Annotated in this window: 12 protein-coding genes; 11 read left to right on the forward strand and 1 reads right to left on the reverse strand. The window is 65.5% G+C overall.

What is annotated here, in order from left to right; genetic code table 11:
• Window positions 1-40: 40 nt before the first annotated feature.
• Window positions 41-1,444 carry a class II fumarate hydratase gene (locus GGR61_RS00630; RefSeq protein ID WP_184406128.1) on the reverse strand — a complete coding sequence of 468 codons (1,404 nt, stop codon included), beginning with the start codon at window positions 1,442-1,444 and terminating at the stop codon, window positions 41-43.
• Window positions 1,445-1,730: 286 nt separating this feature from the next.
• On the opposite strand from GGR61_RS00630, the gene GGR61_RS00635 reads away from it, so the two are divergent.
• From GGR61_RS00635 to GGR61_RS00685, 11 genes are all read left to right on the forward strand, one after another.
• The gene (locus GGR61_RS00635) at window positions 1,731-3,053 is read left to right on the forward strand and encodes a hemolysin family protein (RefSeq protein WP_221237219.1); all 1,323 of its coding nucleotides are present in this window, start codon (window positions 1,731-1,733) and stop codon (window positions 3,051-3,053) included.
• A 36-nt stretch (window positions 3,054-3,089) separates the two neighbouring features.
• A complete protein-coding gene (gene purB, locus GGR61_RS00640; RefSeq protein WP_184406126.1) occupies window positions 3,090-4,457 on the forward strand; it encodes an adenylosuccinate lyase in 1,368 nt (455 codons plus the stop codon).
• 251 nt (window positions 4,458-4,708) lie between these two features.
• Window positions 4,709-5,209, forward strand: coding sequence for a DUF3060 domain-containing protein (locus GGR61_RS00645; protein ID WP_184620115.1), 501 nt, complete (start codon window positions 4,709-4,711; stop codon window positions 5,207-5,209).
• A 289-nt stretch (window positions 5,210-5,498) separates the two neighbouring features.
• Window positions 5,499-6,977, forward strand: coding sequence for a cupin domain-containing protein (locus GGR61_RS00650; protein ID WP_184620116.1), 1,479 nt, complete (start codon window positions 5,499-5,501; stop codon window positions 6,975-6,977).
• Window positions 6,974-7,891, forward strand: a complete 918-nt coding sequence (locus tag GGR61_RS00655; protein WP_184620117.1) for a GNAT family N-acetyltransferase — start codon at window positions 6,974-6,976, stop codon at window positions 7,889-7,891. Before GGR61_RS00650 ends, GGR61_RS00655 begins: the two co-directional genes overlap by 4 nt.
• Window positions 7,892-7,996: 105 nt before the next feature.
• Window positions 7,997-10,900 (forward strand): 2-oxoglutarate dehydrogenase E1 component, encoded by a 2,904-nt coding sequence (locus tag GGR61_RS00660; RefSeq protein WP_184406118.1) that lies wholly within the window; start codon window positions 7,997-7,999, stop codon window positions 10,898-10,900.
• Between the two features lie 42 nt (window positions 10,901-10,942).
• Complete coding sequence (gene sucB, locus GGR61_RS00665; protein ID WP_184620118.1) at window positions 10,943-12,154, forward strand: dihydrolipoyllysine-residue succinyltransferase; 1,212 nt, start codon at window positions 10,943-10,945, stop codon at window positions 12,152-12,154.
• 112 nt (window positions 12,155-12,266) lie between these two features.
• Complete coding sequence (lpdA, locus tag GGR61_RS00670; protein WP_184620119.1) at window positions 12,267-13,709, forward strand: dihydrolipoyl dehydrogenase; 1,443 nt, start codon at window positions 12,267-12,269, stop codon at window positions 13,707-13,709.
• A gap of 220 nt (window positions 13,710-13,929) precedes the next feature.
• Entirely contained in the window at window positions 13,930-14,523 is a 594-nt protein-coding gene (locus tag GGR61_RS00675; protein ID WP_184620120.1) for a TIGR00730 family Rossman fold protein, read from the forward strand.
• A gap of 371 nt (window positions 14,524-14,894) precedes the next feature.
• On the forward strand, window positions 14,895-15,497 hold the full coding sequence (locus GGR61_RS00680; RefSeq protein WP_184406110.1) for a YigZ family protein: 603 nt from the start codon (window positions 14,895-14,897) through the stop codon (window positions 15,495-15,497).
• On the forward strand, window positions 15,494-17,263 hold the full coding sequence (locus GGR61_RS00685) for an ABC transporter transmembrane domain-containing protein (protein ID WP_184620121.1): 1,770 nt from the start codon (window positions 15,494-15,496) through the stop codon (window positions 17,261-17,263). Before GGR61_RS00680 ends, GGR61_RS00685 begins: the two co-directional genes overlap by 4 nt.
• The last annotated feature ends 95 nt before the right edge of the window (window positions 17,264-17,358 follow it).

Raw genomic sequence — 17,358 nt, forward strand, 5'->3', positions numbered from 1 at the left:
AACGCCGCATCGCGCGCCAGTGCGCTTACGGTCGCCGTGATCAGCCACCGCCCCCGCCACCCGCGTGGATACCACCACGCGTCAAGGCAGCCGGATCCAGCAAGCGTCGCAGATCTGCTTCGCTGAGCCCGCTGTCTTCCTTGGCGACATCCAGCACCGGGCGCTGCTCCTTGTAGGCACGCTTGGCGATCGCTGCAGCCTTTTCGTAGCCGATGATCGGATTGAGCGCGGTGACCAGGATCGGATTGCGATCCAGCGCCTCGCGCACGCGCTCCTGACGTACCTTCAACCCGGCAATCGCGGTATCGGCCAGCAGACGCGACACGTTGCCCAGCAAGGTGATCGAATCCAGCAGGTTGTAGGCGATCAGCGGCAACGTCACGTTCAACTGGAAATTGCCGGTCTGCCCGGCGACGGTAATCGCGGTGTGGTGGCCGATGACCTGCGCGCAGGCCATGACCGTGGCCTCGGGAATCACCGGATTGACCTTGCCCGGCATGATCGAACTACCCGGCTGCAGCGCCGGCAACTCGATCTCGCCCAATCCGGCCAGGGGGCCGGCGTTCATCCAGCGCAGATCATTGGCGATCTTGATGAGTGCCACTGCCAGTGCATTGAGCTGACCGGACAACTCCACCGCATCGTCCTGCGCGGCCAGGCCTTCGAACTTGTTGTCCGCACTCTCGAACTTGCACTTGGTCAAGCCCGACAAGGCCTTGGCCACCTTGCCGCCGAAACGCGGGTCGGCGTTGATGCCGGTGCCGATCGCGGTGCCGCCCAGCGGCAGCCGCCGCAGGCGCTTGAGGGAATCGTCGATGCGCTCCTGCGCCGAACGCAGTTGCGCCGACCATGCACCGAATTCCTGGCCGAAGGTCAGCGGCATTGCGTCCATCAGGTGGGTGCGTCCGGTCTTGACGATCTTGTCCAGATTCTTGGCACGCTTGTCGATGGTCTTGCGCAGATGCTTGAGCGCCGGTTGCAGGTGTTCCTGCACCGCGAGCAAGGCAGAGACGCGGATCGCGGTCGGTATCACGTCGTTGGAACTCTGCCCGAGATTGACGTGATCGTTGGGATGCACCGCGTGCTTGCCGGCGCGCGTGGCCAGCGTGGCGATCACCTCGTTGGCATTCATGTTGGACGAGGTGCCCGAGCCGGTCTGATAGACATCGATCGGAAACTGCGCATCGTGAGTGCCGTCGGCCACCTGTAACGCTGCGTCCTGCACGGCTTTACCGATCGACTTGGGCAGCAGCCCCAGGTCGGCATTGACACCGGCGGCCGCACCTTTGATCAGGCCCAGCGCACGAATGAAACCACGCGGCATCGGCTGGCCGGACACCGGGAAATTCTGCACGGCACGCTGGGTCTGCGCACCCCACAACGCAGCGGCGGGCACCTGCAATTCACCCATGCTGTCGTGTTCGGTCCTGAAATGTTCGCTCATCTGCACTCTCCGCACATTGTTGGTTTGTGGTGATGGATGGCTGGCAGCAGGCGCACCCACGCTGGCGAGACCGCCTACGATACTCGCTCGCAGCGTTGCGACCGTGTCGTCGCATGCGGTGGACTAGACTGACGTTGGATCCAAATGAGGTACCACGCCGCCATGGGCGATGACCCTGACTGTAGAAACCCATTGCCCACGCCATTCGCTTCCATCCACCGCAGCGCCGCTGGCATGCAACGCATGGCATCCAGACACACGGCAGTGATGCAACGTGGAGGCGCACATGCTCGGTAATGTGCTGCTGTTGCTGGTTGCGTTCGTGCTGGTGCTGTTGAACGGTTTCTTTGTTGCGGCCGAATTCGCACTGGTCAAACTGCGCCATACGCAGGCGGTGGGCCTGGCACAGAACAACGGTTGGCGTGGGCGACTACTGTTGGGTGTGCATGCGCATCTGGATGCCTATCTGTCCGCGTGCCAGCTCGGCATTACGCTGGCCTCGCTCGGTTTGGGCTGGGTCGGTGAACCTGCGTTTGCGCATCTGCTGCAGCCGCTGTTCGACGCGCTCGGCCTGTCGCCGGAAGCGGCGCAGATTACCTCCCTGGCGATCGCCTTCAGCCTGATCTCGTTTCTGCACATCGTGCTGGGCGAACTGGCGCCCAAGACCATGGCGATCCGGCGCCCGGAGCGGATGTCGCTGTGGACCGCCGCGCCGCTCTACGTCTTTTATTGGCTGATGTACCCGGCGATCTGGGTGCTCAATAGCAGCGCCAACCGGCTGCTGCGGGTGCTGGGCTGGGGCGATGTGGAACATCAGTCGCATCGCTATTCGCGCGAGGAACTGATGCTGATCGTCGGCCGCCAGGACCCCAACGCGGCGACGCCCGATCATGGGCTGGCCTTGATGAGCCACGCGCTGGAACTGCCGGATCTGGTTGCCGGCGACCTAATGCGCCCGCGCGAGCACCTGCGCAGCCTGCGCGAAGGCATGACGCTGGAATCGGTGCTGGCCGAGTTCAGCGAGTCCCGCTATAGCCGCTACCCGTGGTTCGACGCCGATGGCGAGCAGGTACTGGGCATCCTGCATACCAAGGATCTGCTGGTGGCGATGGCACGCAGCCAGGCCCTGGACGACCTGCGCCCGCTACTGCGCCCGCCCACGTTGCTGACCCTGGAAACCCCCATCCCCAACGCGCTGGAACAGTTCCGCACCGGCACCACCCACCTGGCGCTGTGCGTGGAGGACCAGGGACGCATCCTGGGCTTCTTCACCCTGGAAGACCTGCTGGAGGTGATGGTCGGCGAGATCGAGGACGAGCACCGCCATGTGGTGCGCGATGCGCCGATCCGCAGCCAGGACGGCTCGCTGCTGGTCGCCGGCAGCACCTCGATCTTCCGCCTGGAACGCCTGCTGGGCCAGGATCTGAGCGCCCCGGACCACGTCAATTCGGTCGGCGGGCTGATCGTGCACCAGCTGCAACGGCTGCCCGAAGAAGGCGAGACCCTGGAGCTGGACGGTCACGCGCTGACGGTGCGGCGCATGGCCGGACACCGCATCCAGGCGATCACGGTGCGGCCGGTAGGCGAACGCAGCGCCGGGGCGGCGTAGAATACGCACCCCCGCCAGCCTCCCAGTGCCCTGCCCATGTCGGATTCCGCCCTGCTCGCCCTGTCCCCGCTCGACGGCCGCTACGCGTCCAAAGTGGATGCGCTGCGCCCGATCTTCTCCGAATACGGCCTGATCAAGGCGCGGGTCAAGGTCGAGATCGAATGGTTGCTGGCACTGGCCGCCGAGCCGGGTATCGCCGAGCTGGCGCCGTTTTCGGCGGCCGCCACGCAGACCCTGCGCCGACTGGCCGACGACTTCAGCGTGAGCGATGCCGCGCGCGTCAAGCAGATCGAGCGCACCACCAACCACGACGTCAAGGCGGTGGAGTACTTCATCAAGGAACAGCTCAAGGACGATGCCGAGCTGGGCCCGGCGCTGGAATTCGTGCATTTCGCCTGCACCAGCGAGGACATCAACAACCTCAGCTACGGCCTGATGCTGGAGCAGGCGCGCCGCGAGGTGCTGCTGCCGACGCTGGACGGCATCACCGCCAGCCTGCGCAGCCTCGCCCACGCCCAGGCCGCCCAGCCGATGCTCTCGCGCACGCATGGCCAGACCGCCTCGCCCACCACCCTGGGCAAGGAAATCGCCAACGTGGTCGCGCGCCTGGAGCGCCAGCGCAAGCAGATCGCCGCAGTCGAGCTGACCGGCAAGATCAACGGCGCGGTCGGCAACTACAACGCGCACCTGGTGTCGTACCCGGCCCTGGACTGGGCCGCGTTCGCGCAGCGCTTCGTCGAGAGCCTGGGCCTGGTGTTCAACCCCTACACCACCCAGATCGAGCCGCACGACAACGTGGCCGAAATCGGCGACGCCAGCCGCCGCGTCAACACCATCCTGATCGACCTGTCGCGCGATATCTGGGGCTACATCTCGCTGGGCTATTTCAAGCAGAAGCTGAAAGAAGGCGAAGTCGGCTCGTCCACGATGCCGCACAAGGTCAATCCGATCGACTTCGAAAATGCCGAAGGCAATTTCGGCATCGCCAATGCGCTGTTCGAGCACTTTTCCGCCAAGTTGCCGATCAGCCGCTGGCAGCGCGACCTCACCGATTCCACCGTGCTGCGCGCGCTCGGCACCGCCTTCGGCCACACCCAGGTCGCGCTGGATTCGCTGGCCAAGGGCCTGGGCAAGCTGACCGTCAATCCGCAGCGTCTGGATGCCGATCTGGACGCCGCCTGGGAAGTGCTGGCCGAGGCCGTGCAGACCGTGATGCGTCGCCACGGCCTGCCCAATCCGTACGAACAATTGAAGGCGCTGACCCGCGGCCAGGGCATCACCGCCGCGTCGATGCAGGCGTTTGTGGAAAGCCTGCAGTTACCCGAAGAAGACAAGCAGCGCCTGCGCGCGTTGACCCCGGGTGCCTATACCGGCCTGGCCGAGCAATTGGCGCGCGCCATCTGATCTGCCGGCAAGGCCAGTGTCGGCCCGCCGTGCGGGCGGTGTCCGCCCAGACTGCCCAGACCTAGGCAGCGTCCATCGGTTGCGCGCTCTGTCACTGGCGTGCGGTCTGCGCTCGTTGACGGATGCACGTCGATCCGCCTGGTGTCATGCACGCCAACGGCTTTGCGGGCCCGGACAGAGCCCCTGCTCCTGCACAGCGATCACCGAGCCGGACTGCTATCGTGCCGGCCTCACACCTCAGGAGATCCGCGATGCGTGTTATTCACACAGCAGTATCCCTGTTGACCCTCGCCAACGTGCTGGCGCTGAGCGGATGCGGCGGCGATGGCCCCGCCGCGCAGGCGCTGTCGGCGGTGTCGTCCACGTTGACCGACCCAGCCAGCGGTGCCGATTGCGGCGGCAAGGATCTGCGCATCACCAAGGACAACGCCGATACGATCGTCAACGGCGAATGCGGCGCAGTGACGATCACTGCCTCGCATGGCGCGCTCAATGTCGAACAGGCACGCACGATCCGCCTGGAAGGCAGCAGTTTCACTGTCCTCAACAAACAGGCCGGCGAGCTGAGCATCGTTGGCAACAACAACACGCTCAACCTGACCACCCTTGGCAGCGCAGACATCCAGGGCAACCAGAATCTGGTGCTGGTCCGCGAGGTGAAACAGGTGCGTTTTTCCGGTAATGACAACACCGTCAATCCATCCAGCAAACCCACGCTGGACGACCGCGGCAGCGGCAACAAGCTGATGTAACGGCGCGCGATCGCCATCGACATGCCTGCCGTGCTGCCGACGCATCCATCGCGCACAGACCGACCACCTCATGCGCCAGCGGCGCATGGAGCAAGCCCATCGCAGCTGTACCCGCTGATCCGCCGACGCCGGCCAGCATCCGGTGCGGCCAGCGCGTCCATGGGGCATGCCTTGCACTGAAACCTGACTGCGACACATGCCGGCAAGGCATCGCGCAGCGGGCTGGGCGACAATAGGCCACTTCGCCGGCCGCGCAGCGCCGGCTTTTCCCAGTCGGACCCGTCACCCTATGAAAAAGACCGCCGCAAAAAAGACCGTTGCCAGACAGGGCGCGCCGCTGCCCTTCGAGATCCATGCCACCCGCGATCAGCCGCTGGGCATGCCGGTCGAGCGCTTCCTGCGCAATTACTGGCACAAGCACCCGCTGCTGATCCGTAACGCGTTCCCGCACTTCCAATCGCCGCTGCAGCCGGAAGACCTGGCCGGCCTGGCCTGCGAAGACGGCGTGCTGGCGCGGCTGATCAGCCACGATCGCACCACCGACGATTGGAACGTGCGCACCGGCCCGTTCCAGGAAACCGATTTTCCCGGCCTGCCCGACCACGACTGGACCCTGCTGGTGCAGGACGTGGACAAGTGGGACGCCGACGTGCGCGCCTTGCTGGAGCAGTTCCGCTTCCTGCCGCGCTGGCGCATCGACGACATCATGATCAGCTTCGCCGCCACCGGCGGTTCGGTCGGCGCGCATGTCGACCATTACGACGTGTTCCTGCTGCAGGGCCAGGGCCACCGCCGCTGGCAGATCGACGCACGCGCCTCGCAAGGCCGCAAGCCCACGCCGCAGACCTTCCGTGACGACGTCGACCTCAAGCTGCTGCGCGAATTCAAGTCCACCCACGACTGGGTGCTGGGCCCGGGCGACATGCTGTACCTGCCGCCGCTGGTGCCACACCACGGCGTGGCCGAAGACGCCTGCCTGACCTTTTCCATCGGCACCCGCGCGCCGTCCTCGGCCGAACTGATCGGCGACTATCTGGACACCCTGATCGCCGATGCCGACGAGGCCGTGCGCTATCACGACGAAGATCTCAAGCTGCCTGCCGATCCGTACGAGATCGACGTCAGCGCGATGAACCGCGTGGTCGCCGCGCTCAACGCGCTGCGCATGAACGACCCGGATCGACTGGGCGACTGGTTCGGCCGCTTCATGACCACTTATCGCGCCTCCGGCGACGTGGTGCCGGCCCCGGAACCGATCCCGCGCGAAGCCGTCGAACAGGCGCTGGAAGAAGGCGTGCTGCTGCATCGCCATCCCTGGTCGCGGCTGGCCTGGCGGCGCGCCAAGCGTGGCGCCACCCTGTTCTGCAGCGGCCTGGAATTCGCGCTCTCGGCAAAGGACGCCGCACGCCTGGCAGCAGCCGAAGAGATCGACGGCGCGTTCTACGCACAGCTGTCGCCGCGCGGCCGCGAGGTGGTGCTGGAGCTGCTGGCGCAGGGCCATTACCAGCGTGCACATGAGGACATGGACGAGGATATCGACGACGACCGGACCCACACGCTGAGCCTGTCGGCCGACCACGACGATGCCGACACCGATGCGGACGACGATGAGATCGACGCCGATGCCGACATCGAGAATGTCGCGGACGAGGCGGACAACCCGGCCGAGGCCATCGACGCCACTTCGGAAGACGACAGCGACAGCACCGACGACCACGATCATGCAGCGGACGCCAGCGACACTGACACGTCTGCCGAACGCGCATGAGCACGCGCGCCTGGCCGCAGACCGTCTCGCTGGATCCGGCCCGCGACGCCGCGACCCTGCGTGCGCTGCGCCTGGCGTGCAGCCCCGGATCCAGCGACTGGGATGCGCTGGATCCGCTCAGCCTGCATCTGGCTGTACGTAGCGAGGGTGGCCAGTTGGTCGCCTCGGTGCGATTGACCCCGGATCGCCGCGTCGACCGGCTCGGCGTCGTGCCGGACTGGCGCCGCCGCGGCCTCGCAGACCAGTTATTGGCTGCAGCAGTGGCGCAGGCCCAGCAACGCGGCTGGCCCAGCCTGCACGCCCAGGTGACCGCAAATGCCGAGGCGGTGTTCGCACGCCTCGGCTTTTTGACCGATACAACGGCAGCCACCGATCAGCCCGGGTACGCCAGCGATACAGGCGATACGCCGGACACGCCCGTACATCGCCGCCTCGACGGTCCGATGGCCGTGAGCACCCTCAACGCAGCGGCTGCGGCCACCACCGGCCTGTTGTACACCGCACGCCGCCAGGTGTTGATCTACACCCGGACACTGGACCCGCCGTTGTTCGACAACCTCGCCGTGCTCGATGCGCTGCGCCGTTTCGCCACCGCCCGCCACGACAAACGCGTGCATGTGCTGGTGCAGGACACCGCAAGCGCCAACGCCAGCGGCAGCGCGATGCTGCGGCTGGCCCAGCGCCTGCCCAGCGTGTTTCGCTTCCGCGCGGTCAGCGATCCGGTCGATACCGGCTATGCATCGGCCTACGTGGTCGGCGATGACGCCTACTACTTTCGTCCAACAGGTCATCGCTTCGACGATGGCGAAACCTGGCTAGCGGGTGCCGCGCGCAGTCGCCAGCTCGAGCGTGAATTCGCGCAAATCTGGGAGCGCAGCGCGCTCTGGAACGAGCCGCGCGCACTCGGCATCTGACGCCGCAGCGCTCCCCGCACGTAGGCGCCGGGCCGGTTGGCCTACCCGTCCGGTCAGCTGCCAGACGCCCCCTCACTTGCGCAAGGGGGTATAATTTTTTGAGATTTGATACCGACCGATAGGGCATCTCGCCCTGCCGCTTCCGCACAATCATCCCCACAGCAGACCCGACTTACCATCGTGGATAATCTCCTAAAGCAGTTCGCACAGTCATCGCAGCTCGCCGGCGGCAACGCCGCCTATATCGAGGATCTGTACGAGCAGTACCTCGTCGCCCCGGACAGTGTCGATCCCAAGTGGAAGAGCTATTTCGACGGCTTCAACGGCCACGATGCCGGTGACGTGCCGCACTCGGCGGCCATTGCTCACATCCTCGCCGCTTCCAAGCAAGCTGCCCATGCCGGGACCGGCGCAGGCCCCAGCGACGAGCGCGAGCGCAACGTCGGACGGCTGATCACCGCCTATCGCGCGCGTGGTCACCTGGGTGCGCAGCTCGATCCGCTCGGCCTGACCCCGCCGGTCAACCCGCCCGATCTGGATCTGCCGTTCCATAGCCTGTCGCAGGCGGACCTGGACAGCGAATTCAGCACCGGCGGCGTCGGCGGCCAGCCGCGCATGAAGCTCAAGGATCTGCTGACCCGCCTCAAGGCGACCTACGCCAGCACCATCGGCGCAGAGTTCATGCACATCCAGGAATTCGACCAGCGCCAGTGGATCTACAAGCGCCTGGAAGATGCCGGCGGCAAGATTGCCGCCGATGCGGACAGCCGCAAGCGCACGCTGGAGCGGCTTACCGCCGCCGAAGGCCTGGAGCGCTATCTGCACACCAAGTACGTCGGCCAGAAGCGCTTCTCGCTGGAAGGCGGCGATGCGTTGATCCCGATGATGGACGAGATCATTCGCCAGTCCGGCAACGGTCAGGTCAAGGACATCGTGATCGGCATGGCCCACCGTGGCCGTCTCAACGTGCTGGTCAATACGCTGGGCAAGAATCCGCGCAAGCTGTTCGACGAATTCGAAGGCAAGTTCGAGCATGCCCATGACGACCGCGCCCACACCGGCGACGTCAAGTACCACATGGGCTTCTCGGCCGACATCGCGGTGGGCACCGACAAGCAGGTGCATCTGGCGCTGGCGTTCAATCCCTCGCACCTTGAAATCGTCGATCCGGTCGTGGTCGGCAGCGTGCGCTCGCGCCAGGAACGCTTCGGCGATGCCGAGCGCAAGACCGTGCTGCCGATCCTGATCCACGGCGACGCCGCATTCGCCGGCCAGGGCGTGGTGATGGAGTTGTTCCAGATGTCGCAGGCGCGCGGCTTTGCCGTCGGCGGCACCGTGCACATCGTCATCAACAACCAGATCGGCTTCACCACCAGCACCCGCGACGACGCCCGCTCCACGCTGTACTGCACCGACGTGGCCAAGATGATCGGCGCGCCGGTCTTCCACGTGAATGGCGACGACCCGGACGCGGTGATGTTCGTGTCCAAGCTCGCGTACGAGTTCCGTCAGCAGTTCAAGAAGGACGTGGTCATCGACCTGGTCTGCTACCGCCGCTGGGGCCATAACGAAGCCGACGAGCCGGCCGCGACCCAGCCGGTGATGTACCAGGCCATCCGCAAGCACAAGACCACCCGCGAGCTCTACGCCGCCAAGCTGGAAAGCGACGGCGTGCTGAGCGCCGACGAGGCCAAGGCGCTGGTGGACGGCTATCGCAACAAGCTCGATTCGGGCGAATACACCACCGAATTGGCCACGCGCAAGCCGGACGAATTCGCCATCGACTGGTCCAAGTACCTGGTCGGCACCGCTGCCGATCCGGTCGATACCCGCGTCAAGCGCAGCGAATTGGACCGCCTGGCCAAGTTGATCACCACGATTCCTGAAGGCGTCGAGCTGCATGCGCGCGTCGGCAAGATCTACGACGACCGCGTCAAGATGGCTGCAGGACAGCAGGCCGGCGACTGGGGCTTTGCCGAGAACCTGGCCTACGCCACCTTGCTCGCCGAGGGCCACAAGCTGCGCCTGGTCGGCCAGGATGCCGGTCGCGGCACGTTCTTCCACCGTCATGCGATCCTGCACGACCAGAAGAACGACAGCTATTACCTGCCGTTGCGCCAGCTGGTGCAGAACCCCGAAGACGCCACCATCATCGACTCGCTGCTCAGCGAAGAAGCGGTGATGGGCTTCGAGTACGGCTACTCCACCACCGACCCGAATGCGTTGTGCATCTGGGAAGCGCAGTTCGGCGACTTCGCCAATGGCGCGCAGGTGGTGATCGACCAGTTCATCGCCGCCGGCGAAGCCAAGTGGGGCCGCATCGCGGGCCTGTCTCTGTTCCTGCCGCATGGCTACGAAGGCCAGGGCCCGGAACATAGCTCGGCGCGCCTGGAGCGTTTCCTGCAGCTGTGCGCGCTGGAGAACATGCTGGTCTGCGTGCCGACCACCCCGGCGCAGTGCTTCCACATGATCCGCCGCCAGATGCGTATGACCACCCGCAAGCCGCTGGTGGTGATGACGCCCAAGTCGCTGCTGCGCCACAAGCTGGCAGTGTCGAGCCTGGAAGAACTGGCCGATGGGCAGTTCCAGCACCTGATTCCCGACGCCAAGGCCGACCCGAAGAAGGTCAAGCGCGTGGTGCTGTGCTCGGGCAAGGTCTATTACGACCTGCTCGAAGACCAGACCAAGCGTGGCCAGGACGACGTCGCCATCCTGCGCGTGGAGCAGCTGTATCCGTTCCCGCGTGCGCAGCTGGCGGCCGAACTCAAGGCCTACGCCAACGCCACCGACGTGGTGTGGTGCCAGGAAGAGCCGCAGAACCAGGGTGCGTGGTACCAGATCCGCCATCACCTGCACTTCTGCCTGGCCAGCGGTCAGAGCCTGCATTACGCCGGCCGTGCCCGTTCGCCCTCGCCTGCCGCCGGCCACATGGCCGACCACATCGTCGAACAGCAGAAGCTGGTCGCCGATGCGCTCCTCAATCCGTTCAACGACCAAGTCGCTGAATAACTCCTCTTCCCCAAAGAACGCAAACCTTAGGACGCTCCCCGAATGGCCACCGAAGTCAAAGTTCCGGTACTGCCCGAATCCGTTTCCGACGCCACCATCGCCAGCTGGCACAAGAAGGCCGGTGAAGCGGTCAAGCGCGACGAGAATCTGGTCGACCTGGAAACCGACAAGGTCGTGTTGGAAGTTCCTTCGCCCGTCGATGGCGTGCTGAAGGAAATCAAGTTCGAAGCCGGTAGCACGGTCACCAGTAACCAGATCCTGGCGATCATCGAAGAAGGCGCCGTGGCTGCTGCTGCACCGGCCGACGAGAAGAAGGCCGATGCACCGGCGCCGGCTGCTGCCGCTCCAGCCGCTGCCCCGGCACCGGCTTCCGCCGCTGCGCCGAGCCCGTCGAAGTCGGCGGCCGATTCGCTGCCGCCGGGTGCGCGTTTCTCCGCGATCACCCAGGGCGTGGATCCGTCGCAGGTCGAAGGCACCGGCCGTCGTGGCGCGGTGACCAAGGAAGACATCGTCAACTTCGCCAAGAACGGCGGCGTCGGCAAGGCCAGTGGCGCGCGTCCGGAAGAGCGCGTGGCGATGACCCGCGTGCGCAAGACCATCGCCAAGCGTCTGATGGAGTCCAAGAACTCCACCGCGATGCTGACCACCTTCAACGAGGTCAACCTCGCCAAGGTGTCGGCCGCACGCAAGGAACTGCAGGACGAATTCCAGAAGGCCCACGGCATCAAGCTTGGCTTTATGAGCTTCTTCGTCAAGGCCGCTGCCAACGCGCTGCAGCGCTTCCCGCTGGTCAATGCATCGATCGACGGCGACGACATCATCTATCACGGCTACAGCGACATCTCGATCGCGGTGTCGACCGAGAAGGGCCTGGTCACGCCGGTGCTGCGTAACGTCGAGCGGCAGTCCTTCGCCGACGTCGAGCAGGGCATTGCCGACTACGCCGCCAAGGCGCGCGCCGGCAAGCTGGGCCTGGACGATCTGCAGGGCGGCACGTTCACCATCACCAATGGCGGCACCTTCGGCTCGCTGCTGTCCACCCCGATCATCAACCCGCCGCAGAGCGCCATCCTGGGCATGCACGCGATCAAGGAACGTCCGATCGCCGAGAACGGCCAGGTCGTGATCGCGCCGATGATGTACCTGGCACTGTCCTACGACCACCGCATCATCGACGGCAAGGATTCGGTGCAGTTCCTGGTGGACATCAAGAACCAGCTGGAAAACCCGGGCCGGATGTTGTTCGGTCTGTGATGAAAGCCGGGATTGGTGATTCGGGATTCGGGATTGGCGAAAGCGTCCCGGTCCCGAGCATCCTGCGTTTTGCGAATCCCCAATCCCCAATTCCTAATCTCGTGAGCGAAGAATGAGCGAACAAGAACAATTCGACGTCGTCGTCATCGGTGCCGGCCCCGCCGGCTATCACGCGGCGATTCGCGCGGCCCAGCTGGGCATGAAGGTCGCCTGCATCGACGCCGCACTCGGCAAGGACGGCAAGCCCGCGCTGGGCGGTACCTGCCTGCGCGTGGGCTGCATTCCGTCCAAGGCGCTGCTGGATTCCTCGCGCCAGTTCTGGAACATGGGTCACCTGTTCGGCGACCACGGCATCAGCTTCAACGACGCCAAGATGGACGTGCCCACCATGATCGGCCGCAAGGACAAGATCGTGAAGCAGTTCACCGGCGGCATCGCGATGCTGTTCAAGGCCAACAAGATCACGCCGTACTACGGCTTCGGCCAGTTGCAGCCGGGCAATATCGTCAAGGTCACCCAGCACGAAGGCGGCGAGATCGAGCTCAAGGGCACCAACGTGATCCTGGCGGCCGGTTCGGAATCGATCGAACTGCCGTTTGCCAAGTTCGACGGCGACACCATCGTCGACAACGTCGGTGGCCTGGACTTCACCGCCGTGCCCAAGCGCATGGCAGTGATCGGTGCCGGCGTGATCGGCCTGGAACTGGGCAGCGTCTGGAAGCGCCTGGGCGCCGAGGTCACCATCCTCGAAGCGCTGCCGGATTTCCTGGCCCTGGCCGATGCCGAAGTGGCAAAGACCGCGCTGAAGGAATTCAAGAAGCAGGGCCTGGATATCAAGCTGGGCGCTAAAGTCAGCAAGACCGAGATCACCGGTAGCGGCGCTGCCAAGCAGGTGGTGCTCAGCTACACCGACGGCGCTGGCGAGCAGACCCTGACCGTGGACAAGCTGCTGGTGGCCGTGGGCCGCAAGGCCGCGACCAAGAACCTGCTGGCGGACGGCACCGGCGTCAAGGTCACCGACCGTGGCCAGATCGAGGTCGATGGCCATTGCCATACCGGCGTCGACGGCGTGTGGGCCATTGGCGACTGCGTGCGCGGCCCGATGCTGGCGCACAAGGGCTTTGAGGAAGGCATCGCGGTGGCTGAGCTGATCGCCGGCCTGCCGGGCCATGTCAACTTCGACACGATTCCGTGGGTCATCTATACCGAGCCGGAGATTGCCTGGGTCGGCAAGACCGAGCAGCAGCTGAAGGCCGAAGGCGTCGCCTACAAGGCCGGCAGCTTCCCGTTCGCGGCGATCGGCCGTGCGGTGGCCATGGGCGAGCCGGCCGGCTTCGTCAAGGTGATCGCCGATGCCGAAACCGACCGCGTGCTGGGCATGCACCTGGTGGGCGTGGGCGTGTCCGAGCTGGTACACGAAGGCGTGCTGACGATGGAATTCAACGGCTCGGCCGATGACCTGGCACGTATCTGCCACGCGCATCCGACCCTGTCCGAAGCGATCCACGACGCCGCGATGGCGGTGAGCAAGCGCGCCATTCATAAGGCGAACTGACGCGTTGGGATTGGGGATTTGGGATTGGGGATTCGCAACAGCGATTCCTGATCCCTTCTCCCAACCCGGCAATCACTTAACGCCGGGCGAAAACCCGGCGTTATGCGTTTAAGTCCCGCAACACGCAAGACCCAACAGGCAGTCCTCAGGCGTTGCGTCTGCCTGATCGATGCGTCCAACTCCGCTTTTGCGAATCCCCAATCCCAAATCCCGAATCCCCATGAAAAGCATCTGCGTCTACTGCGGTTCCAATGCCGGCAACAAACCCGCCTACGCCGAGCGTGCCACTGCGCTGGGGCAGCGCATCGCCGAACACGGCCTGCGGTTGGTCTATGGCGGCGGCAATGTCGGGCTGATGGGCACGGTGGCCAATGCGGTGCTGGCTGCGGGCGGCGAAGTCACCGGGGTGATTCCGCAACAGCTGGCCGACTGGGAAGTGGCACATCGCGGCCTGACCACGCTGGAAATCGTCGGCTCCATGCACGAGCGCAAGATGCGCATGTTCGAGTTGTCCGACGCCTTCGTCGCCCTGCCAGGCGGCTTCGGCACCATGGAAGAAATCTTCGAGATGCTGACCTGGCGCCAGCTCGGCATCGGCAACAAGCCCTGTGCGTTCCTGGATATCGACGGCTTCTACGCGCCACTGATCGGCATGATCGATCGCATGGTCGAAGAACGCTTCCTGCATCCGGACCAGCGCGCCGACCTGTGGTACGGCGCCGATATCGGGCAGATGCTGGAATGGATGCAGCACTACACGCCGGCGCAGGCATCCAAGTGGATCGACGAGAAGCGCCGCTCCACCCTGGTGTGATGCGCTAACGGTCCGGCACCTTGCTGGGTGCATCTCCGGCACTGCGTGTGTCTGCGTGCAGTGCCGGACGTCACCTCCCGACGGCCAGGTGCACGACCACTTTCCGCTTCACGGCCAGCAACCGACGACGATGCGCCCCCTCAGTGCATGTCCGTGCGCGGCCCTCCGCCTGAGGCCGGACGCCTGGAACGACCGACGCCGAACTCAGCGCGCACGCACAGCGCGGCGCACTCCCCCGGTTGCTGCCGCTTGCGCCATCGCGCAACCCACCACCGGCAGCGCTCATGGCGGCATCCGACAGCATGCCGATCTGCCAGCTTGCAACGGCAGTCACGCTGGCCGCCGCAATCGTCATCACCGCCTCGCATAGAATGGCGACGATGCTCGATACCCTCGCCGCTGACGCGCACCACAGCCTGGACATCAAGCACAGTCGCTTTCTGGCCCACGCTGCTGCACTGGACGCTCCCGCGCATGCGCTGGAGATCGTGCAGCGCGTGTCCGTGCCGGAGGCTACCCACAACTGCTGGGCCTACCGGTTCGGGCAGGATTACCGCTCCAGCGACGACGGCGAGCCCAGCGGCACCGCCGGCCGGCCGATCCTGGCCGCAATCGATGGCCAGGGGTACGACCGCGTTGTGGTGGTCGTGACGCGCTGGTACGGCGGCATCAAACTTGGCGCCGGCGGCCTTGTGCGCGCTTACGGCGGTGCTGCAGCCGAATGCCTGCGGTTGGCGACGCGGCGGCCGTTGATCGCGCTGTCGCTGCTCGACCTGCAATGCCAGTTCGACGATCTGGGTCTGGTGCATGCAGCATTGAGCGCCTTCCATGCCGACAAGCTGGATGAACACTTCGACGCCGACGGCGCGGCACTGCGCGTGCAATTGCCAGCCGATCAACTTACCAGCTTGAAAACCCGCCTCTGCGACGCCACTCGCAACCGTGTCCACTTCATATCACCGGAAGCCGCATGAACCAGCCAGCCGTCGCCAGGCCCAGCCCACTGCGCAAGCTCGGCAGCCTGCGTACCTTGTGGCCGTTCGTGCAACGTCAGCGCGGCTTGTTCGCCGCCTGGCTGGTGGCGCTGGCGGTGTCCGCTACCGCCACGCTGAGCCTGCCGGCAGCGGTCAAGCGCATGATCGACCACGGTTTCTCCGGCGGCTCGCAGATCAACCAGGCGTTCTCGCTGCTGTTTGCGGTGGCGGTGGTGCTGGCATTGGCGACCGCCGCGCGCTTCTATTTCGTCGCATTGCTGGGCGAAAAGGTGGTCGCCGACCTGCGTGGTCGCCTGTATGCGCATCTGATCGGGCTGGACGCCGGCTTCCATGATCGCAGCCGCAGCGGCGAGCTGGTGTCGCGGTTGTCGGCCGACAGCGAGCTGCTGCGCGGGCTGATCGGCACCACCATGTCGGTGGCGTTGCGCAGTTCGGTCACGGTGATCGGCAGCATGGTGATGCTGTTCGTCACCAGCCCGCGGCTGGCCGGTTTTACCCTGATCGGCATTCCGCTGGCGGTGCTGCCGATCGTACTGGGCGCGCGTCGCCTGCAGAAGATTTCGCGTGCCAGCCAGGATCGCGTGGCCGATGCCAATACCTTGGCCGCCGAGACGCTGGGCGCGGTGCGCACCGTGCAGGCGCATGCGCGCGAGCGCTACGAGAGCCAGCGTTTCAGCCAGGCGCTGCTGGCGGCGATCGACACCGCACGGCTGCGCATCCGCACCCAGGCCACCGTCACCGCGGTGGCGATCATGCTGATCTTCGGCGCCATCGTCGGCGTGCTGTGGCTGGGCGCGCAAGATGTGATCAGCGGGCGCATGACGCCGGGCACGTTGGGCCAGTTCGTGTTGTACGCGCTGATCGGTGGCGGCTCGGTCGGTGCCCTGGCCGAGGTGTGGAACGAATTGCAGCGCGCCGCCGGCGGCATGGGCCGGGTCGGCGAATTGCTCGACGAGCAATCGGCCATCGTTGCGCCGGCCATACCGCACTCCTTGCCGCAGCCACTGCGCGGTGCGATCCATTTCGAGCAGGTGGTGTTCCATTATCCGCAGCGCCCCGACGCGCCGGCGCTGGATGGGTTCGACCTGCACGTCAGCCCCGGTGAGACGGTCGCGTTGGTCGGCCCGTCGGGCGCAGGCAAGAGCACGGTGCTGTCGATGCTGCTGCGTTTTCACGACCCGGTCAGCGGCAAAGTACGCATCGACACGGTGGATCTCCGCGACACCGACCCGGTGCTGCTGCGCGAACGCATTGCGTTGGTGCCGCAGCACCCCACGTTGTTTGCCGCAAGCGCCGCCGACAACATCCGTTACGGGCGTTTGGAGGCCAGCGACGCCGAGGTGGAAGCCGCGGCCGCCTCCGCCGAAGCCGATTCCTTCATCCGCGCCCTGCCCCAGGGCTACGCCAGCGAACTCGGCGAACGCGGCACGCGCCTGTCCGGCGGCCAGCAACAGCGCGTGGCGATCGCGCGCGCACTGCTCAAGGACGCGCCGATCCTGTTGCTGGACGAGGCCACCAGCGCGCTCGACGCACAGAGCGAGCGCGCGGTGCAGCAGGCGCTGGACCGGCTGATGGAAGGCCGCACCACGCTGGTCATCGCCCATCGTCTGGCCACCGTGCTCAAGGCCGACCGCATCGTGGTGATGGATGCCGGGCGCATCGTCGCGCAAGGGACGCACGCACAACTGATCGCCGAAGGCGGCCTGTATGCCGAACTGGCGCGCCTGCAGTTCATCGATCAATGACGCCGGGGTGACAGCCGTTCCCGGTGGACAGGGCGATGGCCCCGCTTGTCGACCAGGGTGCGATGCTGCGATTCCACGCGATCCGACGTAACGAT

Origin of the sequence: Xanthomonas sp. 3058, from assembly GCF_014199765.1 — a bacterium.
Lineage (GTDB): Bacteria > Pseudomonadota > Gammaproteobacteria > Xanthomonadales > Xanthomonadaceae > Xanthomonas > Xanthomonas campestris_B.

Excerpts from the sequence above, each read along its gene's own strand:
- GGR61_RS00630 (WP_184406128.1), bottom strand. The coding sequence starts at position 1,444 with ATGAGCGAACATTTCAGGACCGAACACGACAGCATGGGTGAATTGCAG.
- GGR61_RS00635 (WP_221237219.1), top strand. The coding sequence starts at position 1,731 with ATGCTCGGTAATGTGCTGCTGTTGCTGGTTGCGTTCGTGCTGGTGCTG.
- purB (WP_184406126.1), top strand. The coding sequence starts at position 3,090 with ATGTCGGATTCCGCCCTGCTCGCCCTGTCCCCGCTCGACGGCCGCTAC.
- GGR61_RS00645 (WP_184620115.1), top strand. The coding sequence starts at position 4,709 with ATGCGTGTTATTCACACAGCAGTATCCCTGTTGACCCTCGCCAACGTG.
- GGR61_RS00650 (WP_184620116.1), top strand. The coding sequence starts at position 5,499 with ATGAAAAAGACCGCCGCAAAAAAGACCGTTGCCAGACAGGGCGCGCCG.
- GGR61_RS00655 (WP_184620117.1), top strand. The coding sequence starts at position 6,974 with ATGAGCACGCGCGCCTGGCCGCAGACCGTCTCGCTGGATCCGGCCCGC.
- sucB (WP_184620118.1), top strand. The coding sequence starts at position 10,943 with ATGGCCACCGAAGTCAAAGTTCCGGTACTGCCCGAATCCGTTTCCGAC.
- lpdA (WP_184620119.1), top strand. The coding sequence starts at position 12,267 with ATGAGCGAACAAGAACAATTCGACGTCGTCGTCATCGGTGCCGGCCCC.
- GGR61_RS00675 (WP_184620120.1), top strand. The coding sequence starts at position 13,930 with ATGAAAAGCATCTGCGTCTACTGCGGTTCCAATGCCGGCAACAAACCC.
- GGR61_RS00680 (WP_184406110.1), top strand. The coding sequence starts at position 14,895 with ATGGCGACGATGCTCGATACCCTCGCCGCTGACGCGCACCACAGCCTG.
- GGR61_RS00685 (WP_184620121.1), top strand. The coding sequence starts at position 15,494 with ATGAACCAGCCAGCCGTCGCCAGGCCCAGCCCACTGCGCAAGCTCGGC.